This window comes from Planomonospora antibiotica, from assembly GCF_014647955.1.
Classification (GTDB): Bacteria; Actinomycetota; Actinomycetes; order Streptosporangiales; family Streptosporangiaceae; genus Planomonospora; species Planomonospora parontospora.
Genome location: NZ_BMQE01000003.1, coordinates 1 through 17,613 on the forward strand (window position 1 = coordinate 1; position 17,613 = coordinate 17,613).

Sequence of the window (17,613 nt, forward strand, 5' to 3'; positions counted from 1 at the left end):
GTGGTCACCAGGGAGGCCACCCCCAGGTCGATCCCGGCGGCGGCTCCGGTGGCGGGCAGGGCCTGGGCGGGCACCTCGTCGCACGACAGGATCACGTACCAGCGGGAGCCCTCCCGCTTGACGCTGATCGTCTTGACCCGCCCCTTGACCGGGCGGTGCCGGTGGACCCGCACGTGGCCGACACCCTGCAGCCGGACGAACGTGGCGGTCGGGTGGCCGGGTTGGGAGTCCCACCGGCAGCCGTCGCCGTCCTTGGGCCAGGTGACGGTGTCGAACCGGCCGCGGCCTTTGAACCGGGGGAAGCCCGGCGTGCGGCCGTCGCGGACGCGCTGGAAGAACGCGGCGAACGCCTTGTCGAGGCGGCGCAGGGTGGCCTGCTGGGAGGAGAAGCTCCAGCGGTCCTGCCCGCCGGGGTCGTCGGCGCGGATGTGCTTCAGGTCGGCGGACTGATCGCCGTAGCGGATGCTCACGCCCGCTTTGGCGTAGGCGGTGCGGCGGTGCTCCAGGGCGGCGTTGTAGAGCTGCCGGTGGTCCTCCAGGCACGCGGTGAGGGCGGCGGCCTGCTTGGCGGTGGGGCGCAGCAGGAACGTGTAGGACCTGCGCACCTCCACCTCCCCTCACGTTCGGTAACGACAGCACCACGATATCGGCTAGCGCCGGTAAAACCGGGAAGGATATCCATGATGTGCGGACCTGACAGGTCAGGGCACGCTCGGGCCTCGGCGGCCCTCCCGCTCCCGATTCCCCCGACGCCTGAAGGCGCCGGTTCCCTCGGGAGGATCTGATGGAAGACGAGCAGGCACCGGCCGGGATCGATCCGTCGATCCCCAGCGTGGCCCGGATGTACGACTACTACCTGGGCGGCAAGGACAACTTCGCCTCCGACCGCGAGGCCGCGGAGAAGATCATCCAGCTGATCCCGGAGTCACGGGCCAACGCCCGGTCCAACCGCGCTTTCCTCTCCCGGGTCGTGACCGAGATCGCCGGACGGGGCGTGCGCCAGTTCCTGGACATCGGCTCCGGCCTGCCCACCCAGGAGAACGTCCACCAGGTCGCCCACCGCATCATCCCCGACGCGAAGGTCGTCTACGTCGACAACGACCCCATCGTCCTGGCGCACGGCCGGGCCCTGCTGGAGGACAACCCCCACACCGCCGTCGTCCAGGCCGACATGCGCGAGCCCAAGGCCCTGCTCGACCACCCCGAGATCCGGGCGAGGATCGACTTCGACCAGCCGGTGGCCGTGATCCTGCTGTCCATGCTCCACTTCATCCCCGACGACGCCGACGCCGCGGCCATCGTCGCAGCGGTCCGCGAGGTCATGGTCCCCGGCAGCCATCTGGTGATCTCCCACGTCCACGCCGGAGACCGTCCGGTGGCGGCCCACGACGAGGCGAAGGCGGTCTACCGCGCCACCACCGCCGGATCGGTCACCACACGGACCCCGGCCCACCTCGCCGCCTACACCGAGGGCCTGGAGGTGATCGACCCCGGAATCGTCCCGGTCCAGGCCTGGCGTCCGGAGTTCGAGGAGGACACCGCGTACGACCTCGGCAAGCCCGGCATCCTCGGCGTGGTCGCCAAGGTGCCGTGAGCGGGGATGCGCATGCTTCTCATGTGGTCCCCCGACTCGTCAGCCGCCGTCGCCGACTCCCCGGCTTGAGCCAGGAGATCCGCCGAGAGGATCGGGTCAGAGGACGCTCAGGTCCATTCCCGTCTCCTTCCTCGATCACCCTGGGGCACGTTTTCAGATCCGGGAGTCCGGCCAGAACTTGGGCGGGTCCACCGCCGGATCGGTCACGCCCAGCCGGCTTCCCGGGGTGGGATCGACCCCTCGCAAGGTGATGAGCCGCTGACCGTCCGCCTTGTCGAGCAGAGCCAGCGCGAGGGGCAGTCCGGCCGTGATCGTCGCGACCGCGATGCCCATGCCCACCAGCCCCCCGTGCTTGTGCGGATATTCGATCCGGTGCAGTCCGGAGGACGCGATGACGGCGACCTCCCGGTGACGTTGCATCTGCCGCCCGTCATTGGTCAGGACCGCGTGGAATCCCTCGGTGGCCGCCCTCGGGTAAAGCGTCTCGTCCCGGGTTCCCGACCAGCCCGGCAGGTCGAGCAGGTGGACGACCTGGTGGTTCACGATGAAGGCGGAGAGAACGTCGCGGAGCGGCTTCGGGACGTTCTCATCCAGCAGCAGCCTCACGCGGCTCCCTGGGAGATTCGTAACTGTCGACGTAGTCGGCGAAGTCCGCGGCGTCCCGTGCGGCCGTCGCCGTGACGCTCGGGTAGTAGTCGGAGATCCGCTCGGCGGGCACGCCGTCCCGGAGCAGCGCGGCGACCTCGTCGTAGGGGACTCGAGTGCCCTCGATCACGGGAACTCCGCCCCGGACCGCCGGGTCGACCGTGACATGGTCACGCGGTTGCAGCAGGTCTGGGATGTGGCGACCGTCGCGGTAGAACGGCCGCAGAACATCCACCATCTGGTGAATGACGATGTTGGCCTTCCTCCGCACCAGGTCGACCGCCTGCTCAGGGGCCACCAGATAGATGCTGCTGCCGTCGGCCGCCAACCGGTACTCCGACAGGTGATCGCGCTCTCGCAACTCCTCGCGGAGCGTGTCCAATGCCCTCCTGATCTTCTGCAGGGAGGCGTCGCTACGGAGCTTGACGCAGGTCCGCAGCGCCACCACGTCCCGGAACGAGTACAGGACGGGCCTGACGGTGGAGATCTCCGGCACCAGTACGGCTCCGCGCCCCGGCGCGGCCTTGCGCCAGTGGGCGAGCTGGCGGAGCGTGGCACCCGACAGCGCCGCCGCGAGCTTCGGGCCGTAGGACACCGCTCCACCTCCTCCGCACCGACGAGAGCCGTTACCTGGTCATCATGGCAAAGATCCCCTCGGTGCTCACGCTTCTTGTGTGATCCCGGGTTCGCTGGCTGCTGGCGCAGTCCTCAGCCGGGGCAGGAGCGCGTCGGAGTCAGAGGTCGAACTCGCCGGCCCTGACGCCGACGACGAAGGTCCGCCATTCGGCGGGGGTGAACAGCAGTTTGGGGCCGTCGGGGTCCTTGCTGTCGCGGACGGCGACCACACTGGGCAGGTTGTCGGCGACCTCGACGCACTGGCCGCCGTTCCCTGAAGATCGGGACGACTTCCGCCACACGGCGGCGCTCAGGTCCATTCCCGCTTCACTTCCTCGATCATCTTGAGGGATACGTGCTCAGGATAGGCCCACAGTCGTACGGCCTCATATCGGTTTTGGATAGCGGTCACGATGTCGGGATCGGTCGAGACCTGCCCTTGGGCCGGTGAGTCCGCATGGACCGTCACCGGATGGCCGTTCGGCAACTCGGCAATCATGAAGGCCCCGGCCAGCCCGGGAAGGCATTCCGGATCGACCACCTGAACGGAGACAGCGGGCCGGCTCGCAGCCTCCAGCAGGTGGCCGAGCTGCTCTCTCATGACTTCCGGATCACCGACCCGTCGACGCAGCACACCTGCGTCGATGAGGACGAGGATGAGTGGAGGGGCGTCCCGGTCCAGGATTTGCTGCCGTTGCATACGTGCTTGGACACGCTCTTCCACCTCCTCTGAAGTGATCCTGGGCTCTCGGCTGAAGAGACACCTGGCATAGGCCTCCGTCTGCAGCAGGCCCGGGACCAGCAGCGGGTCCCAGGAGCGGAGGACGAGGGCGGTGGGTTCGATTTCTTCGGCCCAGCCGCGGAACCAGACCGGGCCGCCGGGGCGGGAGACGATGCGCTGGTAGAGCCCGGTGAAGGAGACGCCGTCGGCCTCGCCGAAGAGCCGGTCCAGCTTCTCCGCGTCCGACCGCGACGGGGTCCGGGTGGCCATCTCCAGGCGGCTCACCTGCGTCTGCGTGCACGCAGACGGGCGGCCACGGCGGCCTGCGAGAGCTGCGCGGTCTCGCGCAGGCGGCGCAGCTCCGCGCCGAACCGCACGCGCGGCGAGCCCGGGTCCAGAGACGGCGCGACGCTCATCGCATTCCTCCCCAAATAGAGAAAAACGGTCTTTTTGATTAATCGGCCACACCGGCTCCACACCGCGCCACACCGATGGCCGTCATTATCGGGCGTCGCATGGATTGCCGACCCCATTACCGATCAATCGACGGAAAGGCAGTCTAGGCGGAGGACTTCTCCGCCGGACAGCGCGGAAAAGAAAGCAGTCCATCACCTCCAGCCGGAACACGGCCGGTGGAATGCGAGGTGTGGAGGGCGGAATGCGGAGCGCGGATCAGGCCGCGCACCGGCCCGGCGGCCCTCTCCCCTACGCCGGAGGCGTCGGACTCGTACGGAAGGGCGGGACCATGACGGCGGGCGAGCGGTACGAGAGGTTCGCACATCTGGTGCGGCTGGGCTGGGACCTGCACGGTCTCGGCGTGTGCGCCTCACTGGTCCTCCCGGCGGGCGGGGAGCCGGTCCTGGAGGTCCGTACGGCGGCCGGTGATCCGGTCCGCATCACCGTCATCCGGCGTTACTGCGGCTGGGTGTTCACCTGGCGACCGTGGTGGGCGCGGCTGTGGCGGCGGGACAAATGGGTGGTGGCCGAGGCCGACAACGCCGCCGACATCATCATGGCCGAGGTGAACGCATGAGAATGCGCGACCCGGTCCGCCGTCGCGACCCCGGAAAGGAATTCCCGGTCCCAGACCCCCTCCGGAACGCCTGGGACCGGGAATTCCCGGGAAACGCGGCGTCCGTCTCCCGAACCCGCGAATGGGCCCGGGACTCACTGTCCGGGCGCCTGTCCGCCCCGGTCCTCGACGACCTCCTGCTCCTGCTGAGCGAACTGGCCACCAACGCGGTCGTGCACTCCGACTCCGGCCGTACGGCGAGCGGCCGGGTGACCGTCCGTCTGGTTCTCTCTCCCGGAGCCGTCCACGTCGAGGTGACCGACGACGGCTCGGCCGCGGGCGTGCCCGCCGTACGGGTCGCGGAGCCCGACGACGACGGCGGCCGGGGCCTGTGGCTGGTGGATCTGCTCGCGACGGAGTGGGGCTACCGCCGCGACGAGGCGGGCGGGTCGGTCTGGTTCCGTCTTCCGGATCGTTGACCTGCCCCGCCCTGAGACGTCACCGTTCGCCCGAACTGATCGATCACCGACGGAGACGGGTACGGCGGGCAGCCGCAGATCGCCTCTTCAGGGAGGTCTCACGCCGCGGAGAGATTCGATCCTAATTTCAGCCTTGACTTAATTAAGTGCAGACTGAAACAGTATGGGGGTGCACGCCTTCGACGTCCTCGGTGACCCGGTCCGGCGCCGGATCCTGGAGCTGCTCGCCGACGGCGAGCAGGCCGCCGGGGTGATCAGCGAGGTCATCCGGGCGGAGTTCGGCATCTCGCCACCCGCGGTCTCCCAGCATCTCCGGGTCCTTCGGGAGGCAGGTTTCGCCTCGTCCCGGGCGGAGGGCACCCGTCGCCTCTACACCGTGGAGACGGAACCTCTGCAGGAGGCGCACCTGTGGCTGGAGCGTTTCCGCCCGTTCTGGAACCAGCGGCTCGACGCGCTGGCCACCGAACTGGCGCGGAGCAGACGCGGACGACGTCCGGCCTCCGACGACCGCGAAAAACCCGCCGCGACCTCCGAGCCCGGCACCGAGCCCGGCACCGAGCCCGGCACCGACACCGACACCGACACCGACACCGACACCGAGGAGAACACGTGATCGACATCGTCGACCAGATCAACGCCACGCACCGGGAGATCGGGGACCTGCCGGTCGCCGGTGGCGCGGGGCGGTCGCTGCTGCTGCGCCGGGTCTACGACGCCCCGATCGAGGATGTCTGGGACGCCTGCACCGACCCGGTACGGCTCGGCCGCTGGCTGGGCCCGGTCGAGGGTGACTTCCGGATCGGCGGCGCGTTCCAGCTCAAGGACAACGCCGGCGGCGAGATCCTGCGGTGCGAGCAGCCGCGCCTGCTCAAGGTGACGTGGGTGCTGGGCGAGGGCATGGCGACCGAGGTCGAGGTCCGGCTGACCGCCTCCGGCGACGGGCGCACCACCTTCGAACTGGAGCACTCCTCGCCGGCCGAGATCGTCGACGAGCTCGTCAGGACGTACGGGCCGGGCGGCACGATCGGCATCGGCGGCGGCTGGGACCTCACCGTACTCGGCCTGGACCTTCACCTGCGCGGCGTGGACGTCGACCCGGCCACCTGGGAGGACACCCCGGAGGCGAAGGCCTTCGCGACGCGCAGCTGCCACGCCTGGGGTGCGGTCGTCCGAGACGCGTGGGGCATCGGCGACGAGGACATCACCGCGGCCGTCGCGTTCGGCGTTCAGCACTTCGCCCCCGAAGCCGGCGAGTCGTGACCGGGCCCGTCACCGCCCGGCGACGGGCGGCGACCCCGCTCACCCGCGGTGCGGCTGCCGGGCCGCAGGACAGGAGGTTCAGGTGAGTGAGACGACGGTGGCCGAGGTGATGGCCGAGCTGGCGGCGCTGGAGGACCCGAAGGCGCGCGAGGTGAACGAGAGGCACGGCGACGATCACGGGGTGAACCTCGGCAGGCTGCGCGCGCTCGCCAAGCGGCTGAAGACGCAGCAGGATCTCGCGTGCCGCCTCTGGGAGACGGGCGACACCGCGGCGCGGCTGCTGGCGATCCTGGTCTGCCGCCCGAAGGCGTTCGGGCGTGACGAACTGGACGCCATGGTGCGCCAGGCGCGCACCCCCAAGGTGCACGACTGGCTCGTGAACTACGTGGTGAAGAAGAACCCGCACGCCGAAGAGCTGCGCCTGGCCTGGTCCACCGACCCGGATCCGGCGGTCGCGAGCGCCGGCTGGGCGCTGACCACCGAGCGCGTGGCCAAGCAGCCCGAAGGGCTCGACCTCGCAGGACTGCTCGACGTCATCGAGGCGGAGATGAAGGACGCCCCGGACCGCCTGCAGTGGGCGATGAACCACTGCCTGGCGCAGATCGGCATCGAGCACGCCGAGCACCGCGCCCGCGCCATCGGCATCGGCGAACGCCTGGAGGTGCTCAAGGACTACCCGACCCCGCCGAACTGCACGTCTCCGTTCGCACCCGTCTGGATCACGGAGATGGTGCGCCGGCGGCACGCCGGGTAGGCGGACGCCCGAGGCCGGTCAGCCCTCGGCGGGGCGGGCGTACCTCGTGATCCAGAGCCCGGGGATCACCTCGACGTCCTCGGCGCCGCCGAACCCGAGCCGCTCGTAGAGCGCGCGGGCGGGCGTGTTCGCCCTGCCGGTGGAGACCGTGATCCGGCGCCTGCCCGCCCGCGCCATCAGCTCCCCCGTCAGCGCCCTTCCGATGCCGCGCCGGTGCGCTCCCGGATCCACGACGAGCCGGTCGATGTCCACCTCGTCCTCCGTCTCCGACCACGCCACGGCCCCGGCCAGCCGGTCACCGTCGAAGGCGCCCAGCCAGGTCAGCGGCTCGGCGCGGAGGTCCTCCAGGGTCTCGTGGAGGGCGGGGATGCGGTCGTCTCCGATGATCTCCGCCTCGACGGCGTAGGCCGCGTGCTGGACGGCCAGCACCTCCTTCGCCAGAGCCTCGTCGTCGAGTGTCATGTCCGCGATGCGCATCCCATGATTGTCGCAGCCTGGCAGGCGTCGCCGGATCCGCCGGATCCGCCGGAGTCCTCCGCCCGGTCGCCGCTCTCGCCGGGGGAGGGCTCCGCCTGTGCGGCGGGGCCCTCCGCCCGGCGAGGCCGGCGGAACCGTCAGGCGGTCAGTTTGAGGACCGCCAGCGAGCGGGCGGGCAGGGTCAGGTCGTCACCGTCGAGGTGGGTGCCGGGGTCGGAGGCCAGGACGATCTCGGCGGGCTGGACCCGGAGTGCGACCGGGGCCCGGCCGAGGTTGGCGGTCACCCGGAACGCGCCCCGGTGCACCACCAGCCAGGAGCCCTCGTGCTCCACCCGGACCCGGTCCAGGCGCGGGTCGGACAGGTCGGGGTGGGCCCGGCGGAGCGCGATGAGCGCCCGGTACCAGTCGAGGTGGGCGCGGTGCGCATCCTGCTCCAGCTCGCTCCAGTCGAGCTTGGAGCGCAGGAACGTCAGCTCCTCGCCGGGATCGGGGGCCTTGTCCGCCCAGTCGTCGTAGCCGAAGCCGACGAACTCCCGCCGCCGCCGGTCGGCCTCGCCCTCGCGCAGCTGCGGCTCGACGTGGTCGGTGAAGAACAGGAACGGCGTGCGCGTCCCCCACTCCTCCCCCATGAACAGCATCGGAGTGAAGGGCGAGGTCAGCAGGAGTCCGGCGGCCAGCCGGAGCGCCTCGGGGTCGACCCGGTCGCCCTCGGCCCGGTTGCCGATCTGGTCGTGGTTCTGTGCGCAGACGACGAACCGGTGGCCGGGCACGTGCCGGGCCGGGCGGCCGTGGCAGCGGCCCCGGAACGACGAGTAGGTCCCGTCGTGGTAGTAGGCCGAGGTCAGCACCTTGGCCAGGGCGGCGGCCGGAGAGCCGGACGGCGCCCCGGCGAAGTCGTCGTAGTAGCCGTGCCGCTCGCCGGTGACCGCCGCGTGCAGGGCGTGGTGCACGTCGTCGTTCCAGGCCGCGGCCAGGCCGTACCCGCCGGCCTCGCGCGGGGTTATCAGCCGGGGGTCGTTGAGGTCGGACTCGGCGATGAGCGTCAGCGGGCGGCCGACGGCGGCCGACAGGGCGTCCACCTCTCCTCCCAGCTCCTCCAGGAAGTGCACGGCCCGGTCGTCGTGCAGCGCGTGCACGGCGTCCAGCCGCAGGCCGTCGACGTGGTAGTCGCGCAGCCACTGCAGCGCGTTGCCGATGAAATAGCGCCGCACCTCGTCGGAGCCGGGGCCGTCCAGGTTGACCGCCTGGCCCCAGAAGGAGGAGGCGGAGGAGTGGAAGTACGGGCCGAAGGGCGCCAGGAAGTTGCCGGACGGCCCGAGGTGGTTGTAGACGACGTCGAGGATCACGCCGAGCCCCTGGCGGTGGCAGGCGTCCACGAACCGCTTGAACCCGTCGGGGCCCCCGTAGTTGTCGGTGACGGCCCACAGGTCCACCCCGTCGTAGCCCCAGTTGCGCCCGCCCGGGACCGGCGGCACCGGCATGACCTCGATGAAGTCGACGCCCAGCGCCACCAGGTGCTCCAGCTTGCCGATCGCCGCCTCGAACGTGCCCTCCGGGGTGAAGGTCCCGATGTGCAGCTCGTAGACGATCGAGCCGGGCAGGGCCCGGCCCTTCCACAGGTCGTCGCTCCAGGTGAACCGGTCGTGGTCGTAGACCCGGCTCGGTCCGAAGATCCCCTCGGGCTGCCAGCGGGTGCGCGGGTCGGGCAGCGGGTCGCCGCCGTCCAGCCGGAACCGGTAGTCGGTGCCGTGGCCGGCCCCCGGCACCTCCGCCGACCACCAGCCGCCGTTCCCGCGCCGCATCGCGTGCCGGGTCCCGTCGACCTCCACCTCGACGGCGCCCGCCTGCGGCGCCCACACCTCGAACATCGATCAGTCCCTTTCCAGCAGTGCGACCGGGTGGCAGGAGAGCAGATGGGCCATGGGGATGCGTCCGGTGTGCTCGGCACCGGACAGCAGGTCGCGCCAGTGGCCGGGCGGGAGCGTGAGCGTCTCGCTCCCCCAGCCGCCGCGCCGCTCCAGGCCCACCGGGAGCCGGGTCGCCACGGCCACGGCCCGCTCCCCGCGGGCGAAGGCGACCGCGTGCTCACCGGTCTCCAGCGGGACGTACGGCGCCGCGGGGTCGATCCGCCGCCGCAGGCCGAGCGCCTGCCGGGTGACGAGCAGCTTGGCGGCGTCCCACTCGGACCAGCCGGCCCCGGAGGACCCGGCCGGTCCGGCGGCCCCGGTAGATCCGGAAGACCCGGCGGCCCCGGGAGCGCCGGGCGAACCGGGGGCTCCGTCCCCGGCGAGCATCCAGGCGCGGAGGCCGAAGTCGACCGGGCGGCGGTTGTCCGGGTCCACCAGGGAGAAGTCGGTGATCTCGTTGCCCCAGTACAGGTCCGGCACGCCCGGCATCATGAGCTGGACGAGCTTCTGGCCCAGTGAGTTGGACCGGGCGTAGGGCTCGATCCGGGCGGCGAACTCCCCGATCGAGGGGCCGCACTCGCCGATCGCCCGCTCCACGAAGGCCCGCAGGCCCTTCTCGTAGGACGGGTCGGGCGCGGCCCAGGAGATCGCGGTCTTGGCCTCGCGGGCCGCCTTGAACAGGTAGTCGAAGAAGCGGTCCGGGTCGATCGGCCAGGCGGCCATCAGGTTCTGCCAGGCCAGGTAGTCCAGCGCCGGGTCGAAGGAGACCTTCGCGGACCACTCCTCGACCGCCTCCGTCCACTCGCCGGGCAGCTCCGAGAGCACGGCCAGCCGGGCCCGGACGTCCTCCGAGCGCTTGGTGTCGTGGGTGGACAGCGTCGTCATCGTGCCCGGGGCCATCCGGTGGCAGAACGCGTGGAACTCCTCCACCGGCCCGCCGAACCGGTCGGGCTCGCCGCCCACCTCGTTCAGGCAGGCCAGCGGGTACCACCGGTAGAGGGCGGTGTCCTCCACCCCCTTGGCCATCACCGGGCCGCAGGTCTGCTGGAACCGGACGACGGCCTCGGCGGGGCCGTACAGCACCTTCTCCACGGTCTCGGCGACGGGCGCGCCCTCGGGCAGTCGCGCGGCGGCGAGCTCCCCGGCCGCCTCCACGATCGCCGCCGAGGCCGCGGGCACCGGCTCCCTCGGGACCGTGTAGGCCCGGTAGACCGGCATGGCCGCCAGCAGCTCGGCGAGCGTGTCGCGGTCGGTGCCGACGACCGCGTGCAACCGGTCGATCTCGGCGCCGAAGAACAGGTCGAGGACGTGCTTCTTGGCGGTGTAGACCACCTCCGCGTAGTCGCGCGGCATCCCGGTCCGCCGGACGAACTCCTCGACCAGCGGTTCCTTCCCGGCCGGGTCGACGAAGAGCCCGGTGATCCGGTTCAGCGCCTCGTAGCCGGTGGTGCCGTCGCACTCCCAATCGTCCGGGAGCCGTTCGTCTCCGACGAGGATCTTCTCGGCGACCGTCCACACGCCCGACTCGGCGCGCAGCCGGGCCAGGTAGCCGCGCGGGTCTGCCAGGCCGTCGGGGTGGTCGACCCGCAGGCCGCCGATCACGCCCTCGCGGACCAGGTCCAGGACGACCCGGTGGGTGGCGTCGAAGACCTCCGGGTCCTCCACCCGCAGGCCGATCAGCGAGGACACGTCGAAGAAGCGCCGGTAGCCGGGGCCGCGCCGCCAGTCGACCAGCCGGTAGTGGGTGTCCGGGTAGGGGAACACGTGGTCGTGGTAGCGCAGCACGTCGCCGTCCACCACGGGTTCGGTGTCGTCACCGATCACCGGCATGTTCACCCTGCCGCCGGTCCACTCGATGTCGAACCACGACGCGTACGGCGAGGCCCGCCCCTCGGCGAGCACCGACCACAGCGGCGCGTTGCCCGACTCGGGCACCGGGACCGTCATGTGGTTGGGCACGATGTCCACCACGATGCCGATCCCGTGGTCGGCCAGCGTCGCGGCCATCGCCCGCAGGCCCTCGACCCCGCCGAACTCCTCGCGGATCCGCGAGTGGTCGGTGACGTCGTAGCCGTGCCGCGACTCGGGCACGGCCTGCAGGATCGGCGAGAGGTAGACGTGGCTCACCCCGAGGTCGCGCAGGTAGGGGGCGAGCTCGGCGACCCGGTCGAACCCGAAGTCGGGGGTCAGCTGGAGGCGGTAGGTGGACACCGGCGCGGCCCGGACGGCGGACACGGACTCGGAAGCGGGGCGGGTGCCGGACGCGGAACCGGACACGGGCTCGGACACGGGCTCGGACACGGGCTCAGACACGGGCTCAGACACGGCGCAGCACCCGCATCGAGCGGCCCGCCACGGGCACCGCCTCCCCCGCCCGGCCGAGCGGGGTGTCGACCGTGATCGGCATCGCCGTGTCGATCTCCGTCAGCCACATGTCGCCGTAATCCTCCGGGATCGTGAACTTGATGGTCTCGTGGTGGGCGTTGATCAGCAGCAGGAACGAGTCGTCGGTGATGCGCCGTCCCCGGCGGTCCGGCTCGGTGATGGACTCGCCGTTCAGGAAGACGGCCAGCGACCTGGCGTAGCCCACGTTCCAGTCGTCGTCGGTCATCCGCTTGCCCTGCGGGGTGAGCCAGGCGATGTCGCTCAGCTCGTCCTCCGACCCGCGCACCGGCCGGCCGTAGAAGAAGCGGCGCCGCCGGAAGACCGGGTGGTCGGCGCGGAGCTTGGCCAGCTTCCGGGTGAACTCCAGCAGCAGCCAGTTCTCCCTGACGTCGGACCAGTCGACCCAGCTGAGCTCGTTGTCCTGGCAGTAGACGTTGTTGTTGCCCTGCTGGGTGCGGCCGAGCTCGTCGCCGTGGGAGAGCATCGGCACGCCCTGCGACAGGAACAGCGTCGTCAGGAAGTTGCGCTTCTGCTGCTCGCGCAGCGACTCGATGGCCAGCGTCGCGGGCCCCTCGGCCCCGCAGTTCCAGGACCGGTTGTCGTCGGTGCCGTCGCGGTTGTCCTCGCCGTTGGCCTCGTTGTGCTTGTGGTTGTAGGAGACCAGGTCGGTGAGGGTGAAGCCGTCGTGGCAGGTGACGAAGTTGATGGAGGCGGCGGGACGGCGGCTGTCGTCCTGGTAGAGGTCGCTGGAGCCGGTCAGCCGCGAGGCGAACTCGGGCAGCGCGGCGGGCTCGCCCCGCCACAGGTCCCGGATCGTGTCGCGGTATCTGCCGTTCCACTCGGTCCACCGGGCCGGGAAGTTGCCCACCTGGTAGCCGCCGGGGCCGACGTCCCACGGCTCGGCGATGAGCTTGACCCGCGACAGCACCGGGTCCTGCTGGACCAGGTCGAAGAAGGCGCTCAGCCGGTCCACCTCGTGCAGCTCGCGGGCGAGTGTGGCCGCCAGGTCGAACCGGAAGCCGTCCACGTGCATCTCGGTGACCCAGTAGCGCAGCGAGTCCATGATCAGCTGGAGCACCTGGGGCGAGCGCATCAGCATGCTGTTGCCGGTGCCGGTGGTGTCCATGTAGTAGCGCCGGTCGTCCTCGACGAGCCGGTAGTAGGCCTCGTTGTCGATGCCGCGCATGCTCAGCGTCGGGCCCAGGTGGTTGCCCTCGGCGGTGTGGTTGTAGACCACGTCGAGGATGACCTCGATGTTCGCCTCGTGCAGCGCCTTGACCATGGCCTTGAACTCCAGCACCTGGCCGCCGCGCTGGCCGCTGCTGGAGTAGGTGTTCTGCGGGGCGAAGAAGCCGACGGTGTTGTAGCCCCAGTAGTTCGCCAGGCCCTTGTCGGCCAGCATGTGGTCGGTGACGAACTGGTGCACCGGCATGAGCTCGATCGCCGTCACACCGAGCGCGGTCAGGTGGTCGATGATCTCCGGGTGCCCGATGGCCGCGTAGGTGCCGCGGATCCGCTCCGGGATCTTCGGGTGGTTGATCGTGAGGCCCTTGACGTGCGCCTCGTAGATCACCGTGTCGTGGTACGGCGTGGCGGGCGGGCGGTCGTGCCCCCACCCGAAGAACGGGTTGATCACCACGGAGCGCGGCATGAACGGCGCCGAGTCCGCGTCGTTGCGGCTGTCCGGCCGCCCGAAGCGGTAGCCGTACACCGCCTCGTCCCACGCCACGTCGCCCTCGATCGCCTTGGCGTAGGGGTCGAGGAGGAGCTTGGCGGGGTTGCAGCGCTGCCCGGCGCCCGGGTCGTAGGGGCCGTGCACGCGGTAGCCGTACCGCTGCCCCGGGCCGACCCGGGGCAGGTAGCCGTGCCAGACGTGGCCCTCGACCTCGGTGAGCGAGACCCTGGTCTCCTCGCCCTCGTCGTCGAACAGGCACAGCTCGACCTTCTCCGCGGCCTCGGAGAAGAGCGCGAAGTTAGTCCCCGCGCCGTCATAGGTGGCCCCGAGAGGATAGGGGTCACCAGGCCAGATTTCGATCATTTCACCGCCCTTCAGCGGTGTGGAGACATGCCCAATGCTCCCCCGTACATGCATGTTCCGCCATCTCCGGCGCGCCGGATTTCCGCCCCCGCCGCGAGCCGGATTCCGGCCTCAGCCGGAGAGCCGCGCCCGCAGCTCCCGCAGGGCGGGTTCGTGGACGCGGACGCCGGAGCGGCGCACGAACGCCTCGGCCGCCCGCAGGTGCTCCCCGGCCCGGTCCCGGTCGCCGCGCAGCAGGGCCAGCCTGGCCAGGCACAGGTCGGTGACCGACCAGCCCAGCAGGCGTCCCGCGTGCGGCGCCAGCCGGTCCGCCAGGGCCCCGCCCGCCTCCACCTCCCCGAGGGCCGCGCAGAGCTCGCCGGCCGCGTCCGCGACGAACCGGTAGCCCAGGTCGGGCAGGAGCTCCGCGAAACCGTCGCGGGCGAGGCCGGCGAAGTCCGCCCGCGCCTCCGCCGCCCGGCCCAGGTCGGTCAGGGCCAGGCAGCGCAGGACCCGCCAGGGCCGCTGACCGGGGCGCGAGCCGAGGGTCTCGTCGGCCAGCGCCAGCGCCTCCGCCGGGCGCCCGCCCGCACGCAGGGCCAGGAAGCGGAGCGTCTCGTGCCGCAGGTGCGCGTCGTCGCGGCCGAGCGCGCCCTCCGGGTGGGCCGCCCCCGACTCCCCGGCCGCCGCGAGGGCGTCGCCGAACCGCCCGTCCAGGTAGGCGTGGACCGCGCTCTGCCAGGCGGCGAGACCGGACAGCGAGGGGAGCCGGAGCCGCTCGGCGGTCTCCCGCAGCCAGGCGAGGTCCCCGGCCGCGCCGTCGCGCTCGCCCCGGGCGGTCCGCTCGACGTGGTCGGTCTCCCGGCCGATCCACTCGGTCACCAGGTCGCCGGTGCGCACGCCGAGCTCCACGATCTCGTTGATGACCGCCCGCCGCAGGTCGTGGTCGTCGCCGGAGCGGAGCAGCAGCTCCCAGGCGATCAGCGTCCGGGACAGGGTCCGCTCGTCGCCGCCGCGCCGGGCCAGCCGTACGGCCTGCGCCGCGAGCTCCAGGCTCTGCGCGACCGGCCGTCCCGTGGAGCCGATGAACGCCGAGGCGGCCAGCAGCCGGGCGCGCCACGGCGAGCCCTCGGCCAGGTCCGAGGCGAGCGCCCGGTCGATGCGCCCGGCGAGCCGCTCGACGTCGGTCACCTCCTCGTACATGGCCGTGTAGATCTGGTCCGACAGGCCCAGCGCCGCCCGGGCCAGGCGGTTGTCGTCGCCGAGGTCCTCGGCGATCCGCGCGGCCTCCTCCAGGCGGGTGCGGGCGGCCGTGCTCAGGCCCGCCGCCGCCTGCGCCTCGGCCAGGTCGAGCAGGAGGTCGCAGCGGAGCGCGTCGTCGGACCGGGGCAGGGCGCCGATCAGAGTGATCGCCCGCTCCAGGTGCTCGACCGCGTCCTCGTGCGCGAACTGGGCCGTGGCCTGCGCCGCCGCGCGCCGGGCGTAGCCGATGGCCTTGCCCGCCATGCGCCCGCTCAGCACGCCCTCGCCGTAGTGGTGGGCGACCTCGACCAGCCGGGTCCCGCCCCGCTCCTCCAGTACCTCGGCGATCCGGGCGTGCAGGCGCCTGCGCCGCAGCGGCGGCAGCGCCTCGCGCAGCACGTCGCGGACGATGTCGTGGACGAACCGGCAGGCCGGCCCGTCCCCCGCGGTCAGCAGCCGGGCCCGGACCGCGGCGTCGAGGATGTCGAGCACCTCCTCCTCGGGCAGGTCCGCGACCCGGAACAGGATGTCGGCGGGCGCGTCCCTGCCGAGCAGGGCCGCGACGGTCAGCACCTCCTCCGTTCCGGGCGGCAGCCCGGCCAGCCGGCCGCGCACCACGTCCGACAGGTCGGCCAGCGCGGCCGGGGCCGCCGGGAACTCCGGGGCTCCGGACCCCTCGGCCAGGTGCAGCACCTCGCCGAGGAAGAACGGGTTGCCCGCGGTGAGCCGGGTCATCTCCGCGGCCCGGCCGGTGTCGGCCCCGGCCCGGCCGAGGTACTCGCGGATGTCGTCCTCGGCCAGGCCCCGTACGGCCAGCCGCTGTACGTGCGCCAGCCGTGCCAGCGTGCCGAGGGCGTGCTCCAGTGCCCCGCCGGGCCGTACGTCGGTGTCCCGGTAGGTGGCCACCACGGCCAGTTCCGGGCAGAGCCGGGTCGAGGCGAGGAACTCCAGCAGCCGGATCGAGGAGGCGTCGGCCCACTGGAGGTCGTCCAGGACGATCAGGACCCTGCCGTACCCGTTCAGCAGCCGGGCGAAGGCCTCGTAGAACCGGAACCGCCCGCCCTCTCCCTGCGCTCCCGCTCCGCCCGGTCCCGCGGGGGCCGTACCGGGTCCCGTCAGACCCGCGGAACCGGATCCGATCAGGCCCGCAGAGCCCGCGCCGGGTCCTCCCGGTTCGGTGGAGCCCGCGAGCGCCGTGGCGGCCTGCGTCCACGGCCAGAAGGGCGGGGCACCGCCCCCGTCCCAGCAGCGGCCCCACACCACCCGCCGCCCGGCCGCCTCCGCGGTCGCGGCGGCGTGTTCGGCCAGGCTCGTCTTGCCGATCCCTGGTTCCCCCGCCAGCAGCACCACCCGGTGCCCGTCGCCGGTGACCGCGCGGTCGAGGACGGCGATCTCCGCGTCCCTGCCGACTAGCCGGGGTGCCGGGGACTCCGGAGCGACGGGCGCCGCGGATCCCACCGACGACGGGACGGGTGCCGCAGGGACCGCGGATCCCACCGACGGCAGGACTGACGCCGCAGGGACCGCCGACCCCGTCGGCGGCGGGGCGACCGTCCCGTGCGCCCCGCGCGCCTCCGTCCGCGGGACGAGCGCCGGGTCCTGGGCGAGGATGCGCCGTTCCATCTCCCGCGCGGGCGGTCCGGGGTCCAGGCCGAGCTCGTCCACCAGGAGCCTGCGGCCCTCGGCGAGCACGGTCAGCGCGTCCGCCTGCCGTCCGGCCTGGTAGAGGGCGTGCGCGGCGAGCACACGGAGCCGTTCGCGCAGCGGGTGGGCGGCCACCAGCCTGGCCAGCCCGCCGGTGAGCGCGTCGCCCCGGCCCAGGGCCAGAGCGGCCTCGGCGGCGTCCTCCTCCAGCGTCAGCCGGAACTCGGCCAGATGGGCCCGCTCCTGCTCCGCCCAGGAGGCGCCGGTGAAGTCGGCCAGCGGCTCCCCCCGCCACTCCCCCAGCGCCCGCCGGAACTCCCGCTCCGCCCCCGCGTGGTCCCCGGCGGCCGCCAGGCGGGTGCCCTCCGCCGCGTGCCCGCGTGCCCGCGCCAGGTCGAGGTCCGCCTCACCGATCGCGAGGGCGTAGCCGCCCGGGCGGCTGACCAGGACGGACGGGGGCGTGTTCCGCCGCCGGTCCGGTTCGAAGACCCGGCGGAGCTTGGAGACGTAGGCCTGGACGGTGTTGACCGCCCCCGGCGGGGGCCCGTCCTCCCAGAGCACGTCGATGATCCGCGCCGGGGCCACCGGCCGGGGCGCGGCGAGCATGCACAGGGCCAGCACCGCCCGCTGCTGGTGGGGGCCGATGTCCAGCGGCTCCCCGCCGTCGCCGGCCACGCCGACCGGCCCCAGCACCCGAAAGTCCATCCCGGCCACCTCGCTCCCGAACTGCGCCGATGCTAGCCCTTCGCGACCGGTGCCCGGTCCCCGCGGCCCGGTCGGTCCACGGCGCGGCCAGGCCCCGGTCCCGGGTCTCTGCCGCGGTCAGGCCCCGCCCGGGCCTCCCGGTCCTCTCGTCCCGGT

Annotated in this window: 17 protein-coding genes; 6 read left to right on the plus strand and 11 right to left on the minus strand. The window is 72.4% G+C overall.

Going from position 1 to position 17,613, the window contains the following annotated elements:
* Positions 1–605, minus strand: a 605-nt coding sequence (locus IEZ06_RS03325; protein ID WP_189235163.1) for an RNA-guided endonuclease InsQ/TnpB family protein, incomplete at its 3' end; no start/stop codon positions are given.
* 179 nt (positions 606–784) lie between these two features.
* On the opposite strand from IEZ06_RS03325, the gene IEZ06_RS03330 reads away from it, so the two are divergent.
* Positions 785–1,594, plus strand: coding sequence for an SAM-dependent methyltransferase (locus IEZ06_RS03330; protein ID WP_189235164.1), 810 nt, complete (start codon positions 785–787; stop codon positions 1,592–1,594).
* Between the two features lie 153 nt (positions 1,595–1,747).
* Here the strand turns inward: IEZ06_RS03330 and IEZ06_RS03335 are convergent, their stop codons facing one another.
* From IEZ06_RS03335 to IEZ06_RS37070, 5 genes are all read right to left on the minus strand, one after another.
* Positions 1,748–2,200 carry a PIN-like domain-containing protein gene (locus tag IEZ06_RS03335; protein WP_189235165.1) on the minus strand — a complete coding sequence of 151 codons (453 nt, stop codon included), beginning with the start codon at positions 2,198–2,200 and terminating at the stop codon, positions 1,748–1,750.
* Positions 2,181–2,834 carry a DUF433 domain-containing protein gene (locus IEZ06_RS03340; protein WP_189235166.1) on the minus strand — a complete coding sequence of 218 codons (654 nt, stop codon included), beginning with the start codon at positions 2,832–2,834 and terminating at the stop codon, positions 2,181–2,183. Before IEZ06_RS03340 ends, IEZ06_RS03335 begins: the two co-directional genes overlap by 20 nt.
* A 139-nt stretch (positions 2,835–2,973) precedes the next feature.
* On the minus strand, positions 2,974–3,174 hold the full coding sequence (locus IEZ06_RS03345) for a DUF397 domain-containing protein (RefSeq protein ID WP_189235167.1): 201 nt from the start codon (positions 3,172–3,174) through the stop codon (positions 2,974–2,976).
* Entirely contained in the window at positions 3,165–3,860 is a 696-nt protein-coding gene (locus IEZ06_RS03350) for a DUF5753 domain-containing protein (protein WP_189235168.1), read from the minus strand. The genes IEZ06_RS03345 and IEZ06_RS03350 overlap by 10 nt, the downstream gene beginning before the upstream one ends.
* Positions 3,857–3,991: a hypothetical protein gene (locus IEZ06_RS37070; RefSeq protein ID WP_268245572.1), complete on the minus strand. Its 135-nt coding sequence runs from the start codon at positions 3,989–3,991 to the stop codon at positions 3,857–3,859. The genes IEZ06_RS03350 and IEZ06_RS37070 overlap by 4 nt, the downstream gene beginning before the upstream one ends.
* Before the next feature lie 242 nt (positions 3,992–4,233).
* On the opposite strand from IEZ06_RS37070, the gene IEZ06_RS03355 reads away from it, so the two are divergent.
* From IEZ06_RS03355 to IEZ06_RS03375, 5 genes are all read left to right on the plus strand, one after another.
* Entirely contained in the window at positions 4,234–4,608 is a 375-nt protein-coding gene (locus IEZ06_RS03355; RefSeq protein ID WP_229797750.1) for a hypothetical protein, read from the plus strand.
* Entirely contained in the window at positions 4,605–5,066 is a 462-nt protein-coding gene (locus IEZ06_RS03360) for an ATP-binding protein (protein WP_189235169.1), read from the plus strand. Before IEZ06_RS03355 ends, IEZ06_RS03360 begins: the two co-directional genes overlap by 4 nt.
* Before the next feature lie 163 nt (positions 5,067–5,229).
* Positions 5,230–5,679: an ArsR/SmtB family transcription factor gene (locus IEZ06_RS03365; RefSeq protein WP_307811653.1), complete on the plus strand. Its 450-nt coding sequence runs from the start codon at positions 5,230–5,232 to the stop codon at positions 5,677–5,679.
* Entirely contained in the window at positions 5,676–6,326 is a 651-nt protein-coding gene (locus tag IEZ06_RS03370) for an SRPBCC domain-containing protein (RefSeq protein WP_189235170.1), read from the plus strand. Before IEZ06_RS03365 ends, IEZ06_RS03370 begins: the two co-directional genes overlap by 4 nt.
* A 109-nt stretch (positions 6,327–6,435) precedes the next feature.
* Positions 6,436–7,080, plus strand: a complete 645-nt coding sequence (locus tag IEZ06_RS03375; RefSeq protein ID WP_189235379.1) for a DNA alkylation repair protein — start codon at positions 6,436–6,438, stop codon at positions 7,078–7,080.
* 18 nt (positions 7,081–7,098) lie between these two features.
* Here the strand turns inward: IEZ06_RS03375 and IEZ06_RS03380 are convergent, their stop codons facing one another.
* The 5 genes from IEZ06_RS03380 to IEZ06_RS03400 all read right to left on the minus strand — a co-directional run bounded on the left by IEZ06_RS03380 (position 7,099) and on the right by IEZ06_RS03400 (position 17,457).
* On the minus strand, positions 7,099–7,557 hold the full coding sequence (locus IEZ06_RS03380) for a GNAT family N-acetyltransferase (protein ID WP_203871809.1): 459 nt from the start codon (positions 7,555–7,557) through the stop codon (positions 7,099–7,101).
* A gap of 137 nt (positions 7,558–7,694) precedes the next feature.
* Positions 7,695–9,425 (minus strand): malto-oligosyltrehalose trehalohydrolase, encoded by a 1,731-nt coding sequence (gene treZ, locus IEZ06_RS03385; RefSeq protein ID WP_189235171.1) that lies wholly within the window; start codon positions 9,423–9,425, stop codon positions 7,695–7,697.
* 3 nt (positions 9,426–9,428) lie between these two features.
* Positions 9,429–11,699: a malto-oligosyltrehalose synthase gene (gene treY / locus IEZ06_RS03390; RefSeq protein WP_189235172.1), complete on the minus strand. Its 2,271-nt coding sequence runs from the start codon at positions 11,697–11,699 to the stop codon at positions 9,429–9,431.
* An 82-nt stretch (positions 11,700–11,781) separates the two neighbouring features.
* Positions 11,782–13,887 carry a glycogen debranching protein GlgX gene (glgX, locus tag IEZ06_RS03395; protein ID WP_189235173.1) on the minus strand — a complete coding sequence of 702 codons (2,106 nt, stop codon included), beginning with the start codon at positions 13,885–13,887 and terminating at the stop codon, positions 11,782–11,784.
* A gap of 111 nt (positions 13,888–13,998) precedes the next feature.
* Entirely contained in the window at positions 13,999–17,457 is a 3,459-nt protein-coding gene (locus IEZ06_RS03400; RefSeq protein WP_189235174.1) for an ATP-binding protein, read from the minus strand.
* Positions 17,458–17,613 lie beyond the last annotated feature (156 nt).

Coding starts and splice junctions, on each gene's coding strand:
- IEZ06_RS03360 (WP_189235169.1), top strand. CDS start 4,605: ATGAGAATGCGCGACCCGGTCCGCCGTCGCGACCCCGGAAAGGAATTC.
- IEZ06_RS03375 (WP_189235379.1), top strand. CDS start 6,436: ATGGCCGAGCTGGCGGCGCTGGAGGACCCGAAGGCGCGCGAGGTGAAC.
- IEZ06_RS03365 (WP_307811653.1), top strand. CDS start 5,230: ATGGGGGTGCACGCCTTCGACGTCCTCGGTGACCCGGTCCGGCGCCGG.
- IEZ06_RS03330 (WP_189235164.1), top strand. CDS start 785: ATGGAAGACGAGCAGGCACCGGCCGGGATCGATCCGTCGATCCCCAGC.
- glgX (WP_189235173.1), bottom strand. CDS start 13,887: ATGATCGAAATCTGGCCTGGTGACCCCTATCCTCTCGGGGCCACCTAT.
- IEZ06_RS03355 (WP_229797750.1), top strand. CDS start 4,234: ATGCGGAGCGCGGATCAGGCCGCGCACCGGCCCGGCGGCCCTCTCCCC.
- treZ (WP_189235171.1), bottom strand. CDS start 9,425: ATGTTCGAGGTGTGGGCGCCGCAGGCGGGCGCCGTCGAGGTGGAGGTC.
- IEZ06_RS37070 (WP_268245572.1), bottom strand. CDS start 3,991: ATGAGCGTCGCGCCGTCTCTGGACCCGGGCTCGCCGCGCGTGCGGTTC.
- IEZ06_RS03380 (WP_203871809.1), bottom strand. CDS start 7,557: ATGCGCATCGCGGACATGACACTCGACGACGAGGCTCTGGCGAAGGAG.
- IEZ06_RS03345 (WP_189235167.1), bottom strand. CDS start 3,174: ATGGACCTGAGCGCCGCCGTGTGGCGGAAGTCGTCCCGATCTTCAGGG.
- IEZ06_RS03400 (WP_189235174.1), bottom strand. CDS start 17,457: ATGGACTTTCGGGTGCTGGGGCCGGTCGGCGTGGCCGGCGACGGCGGG.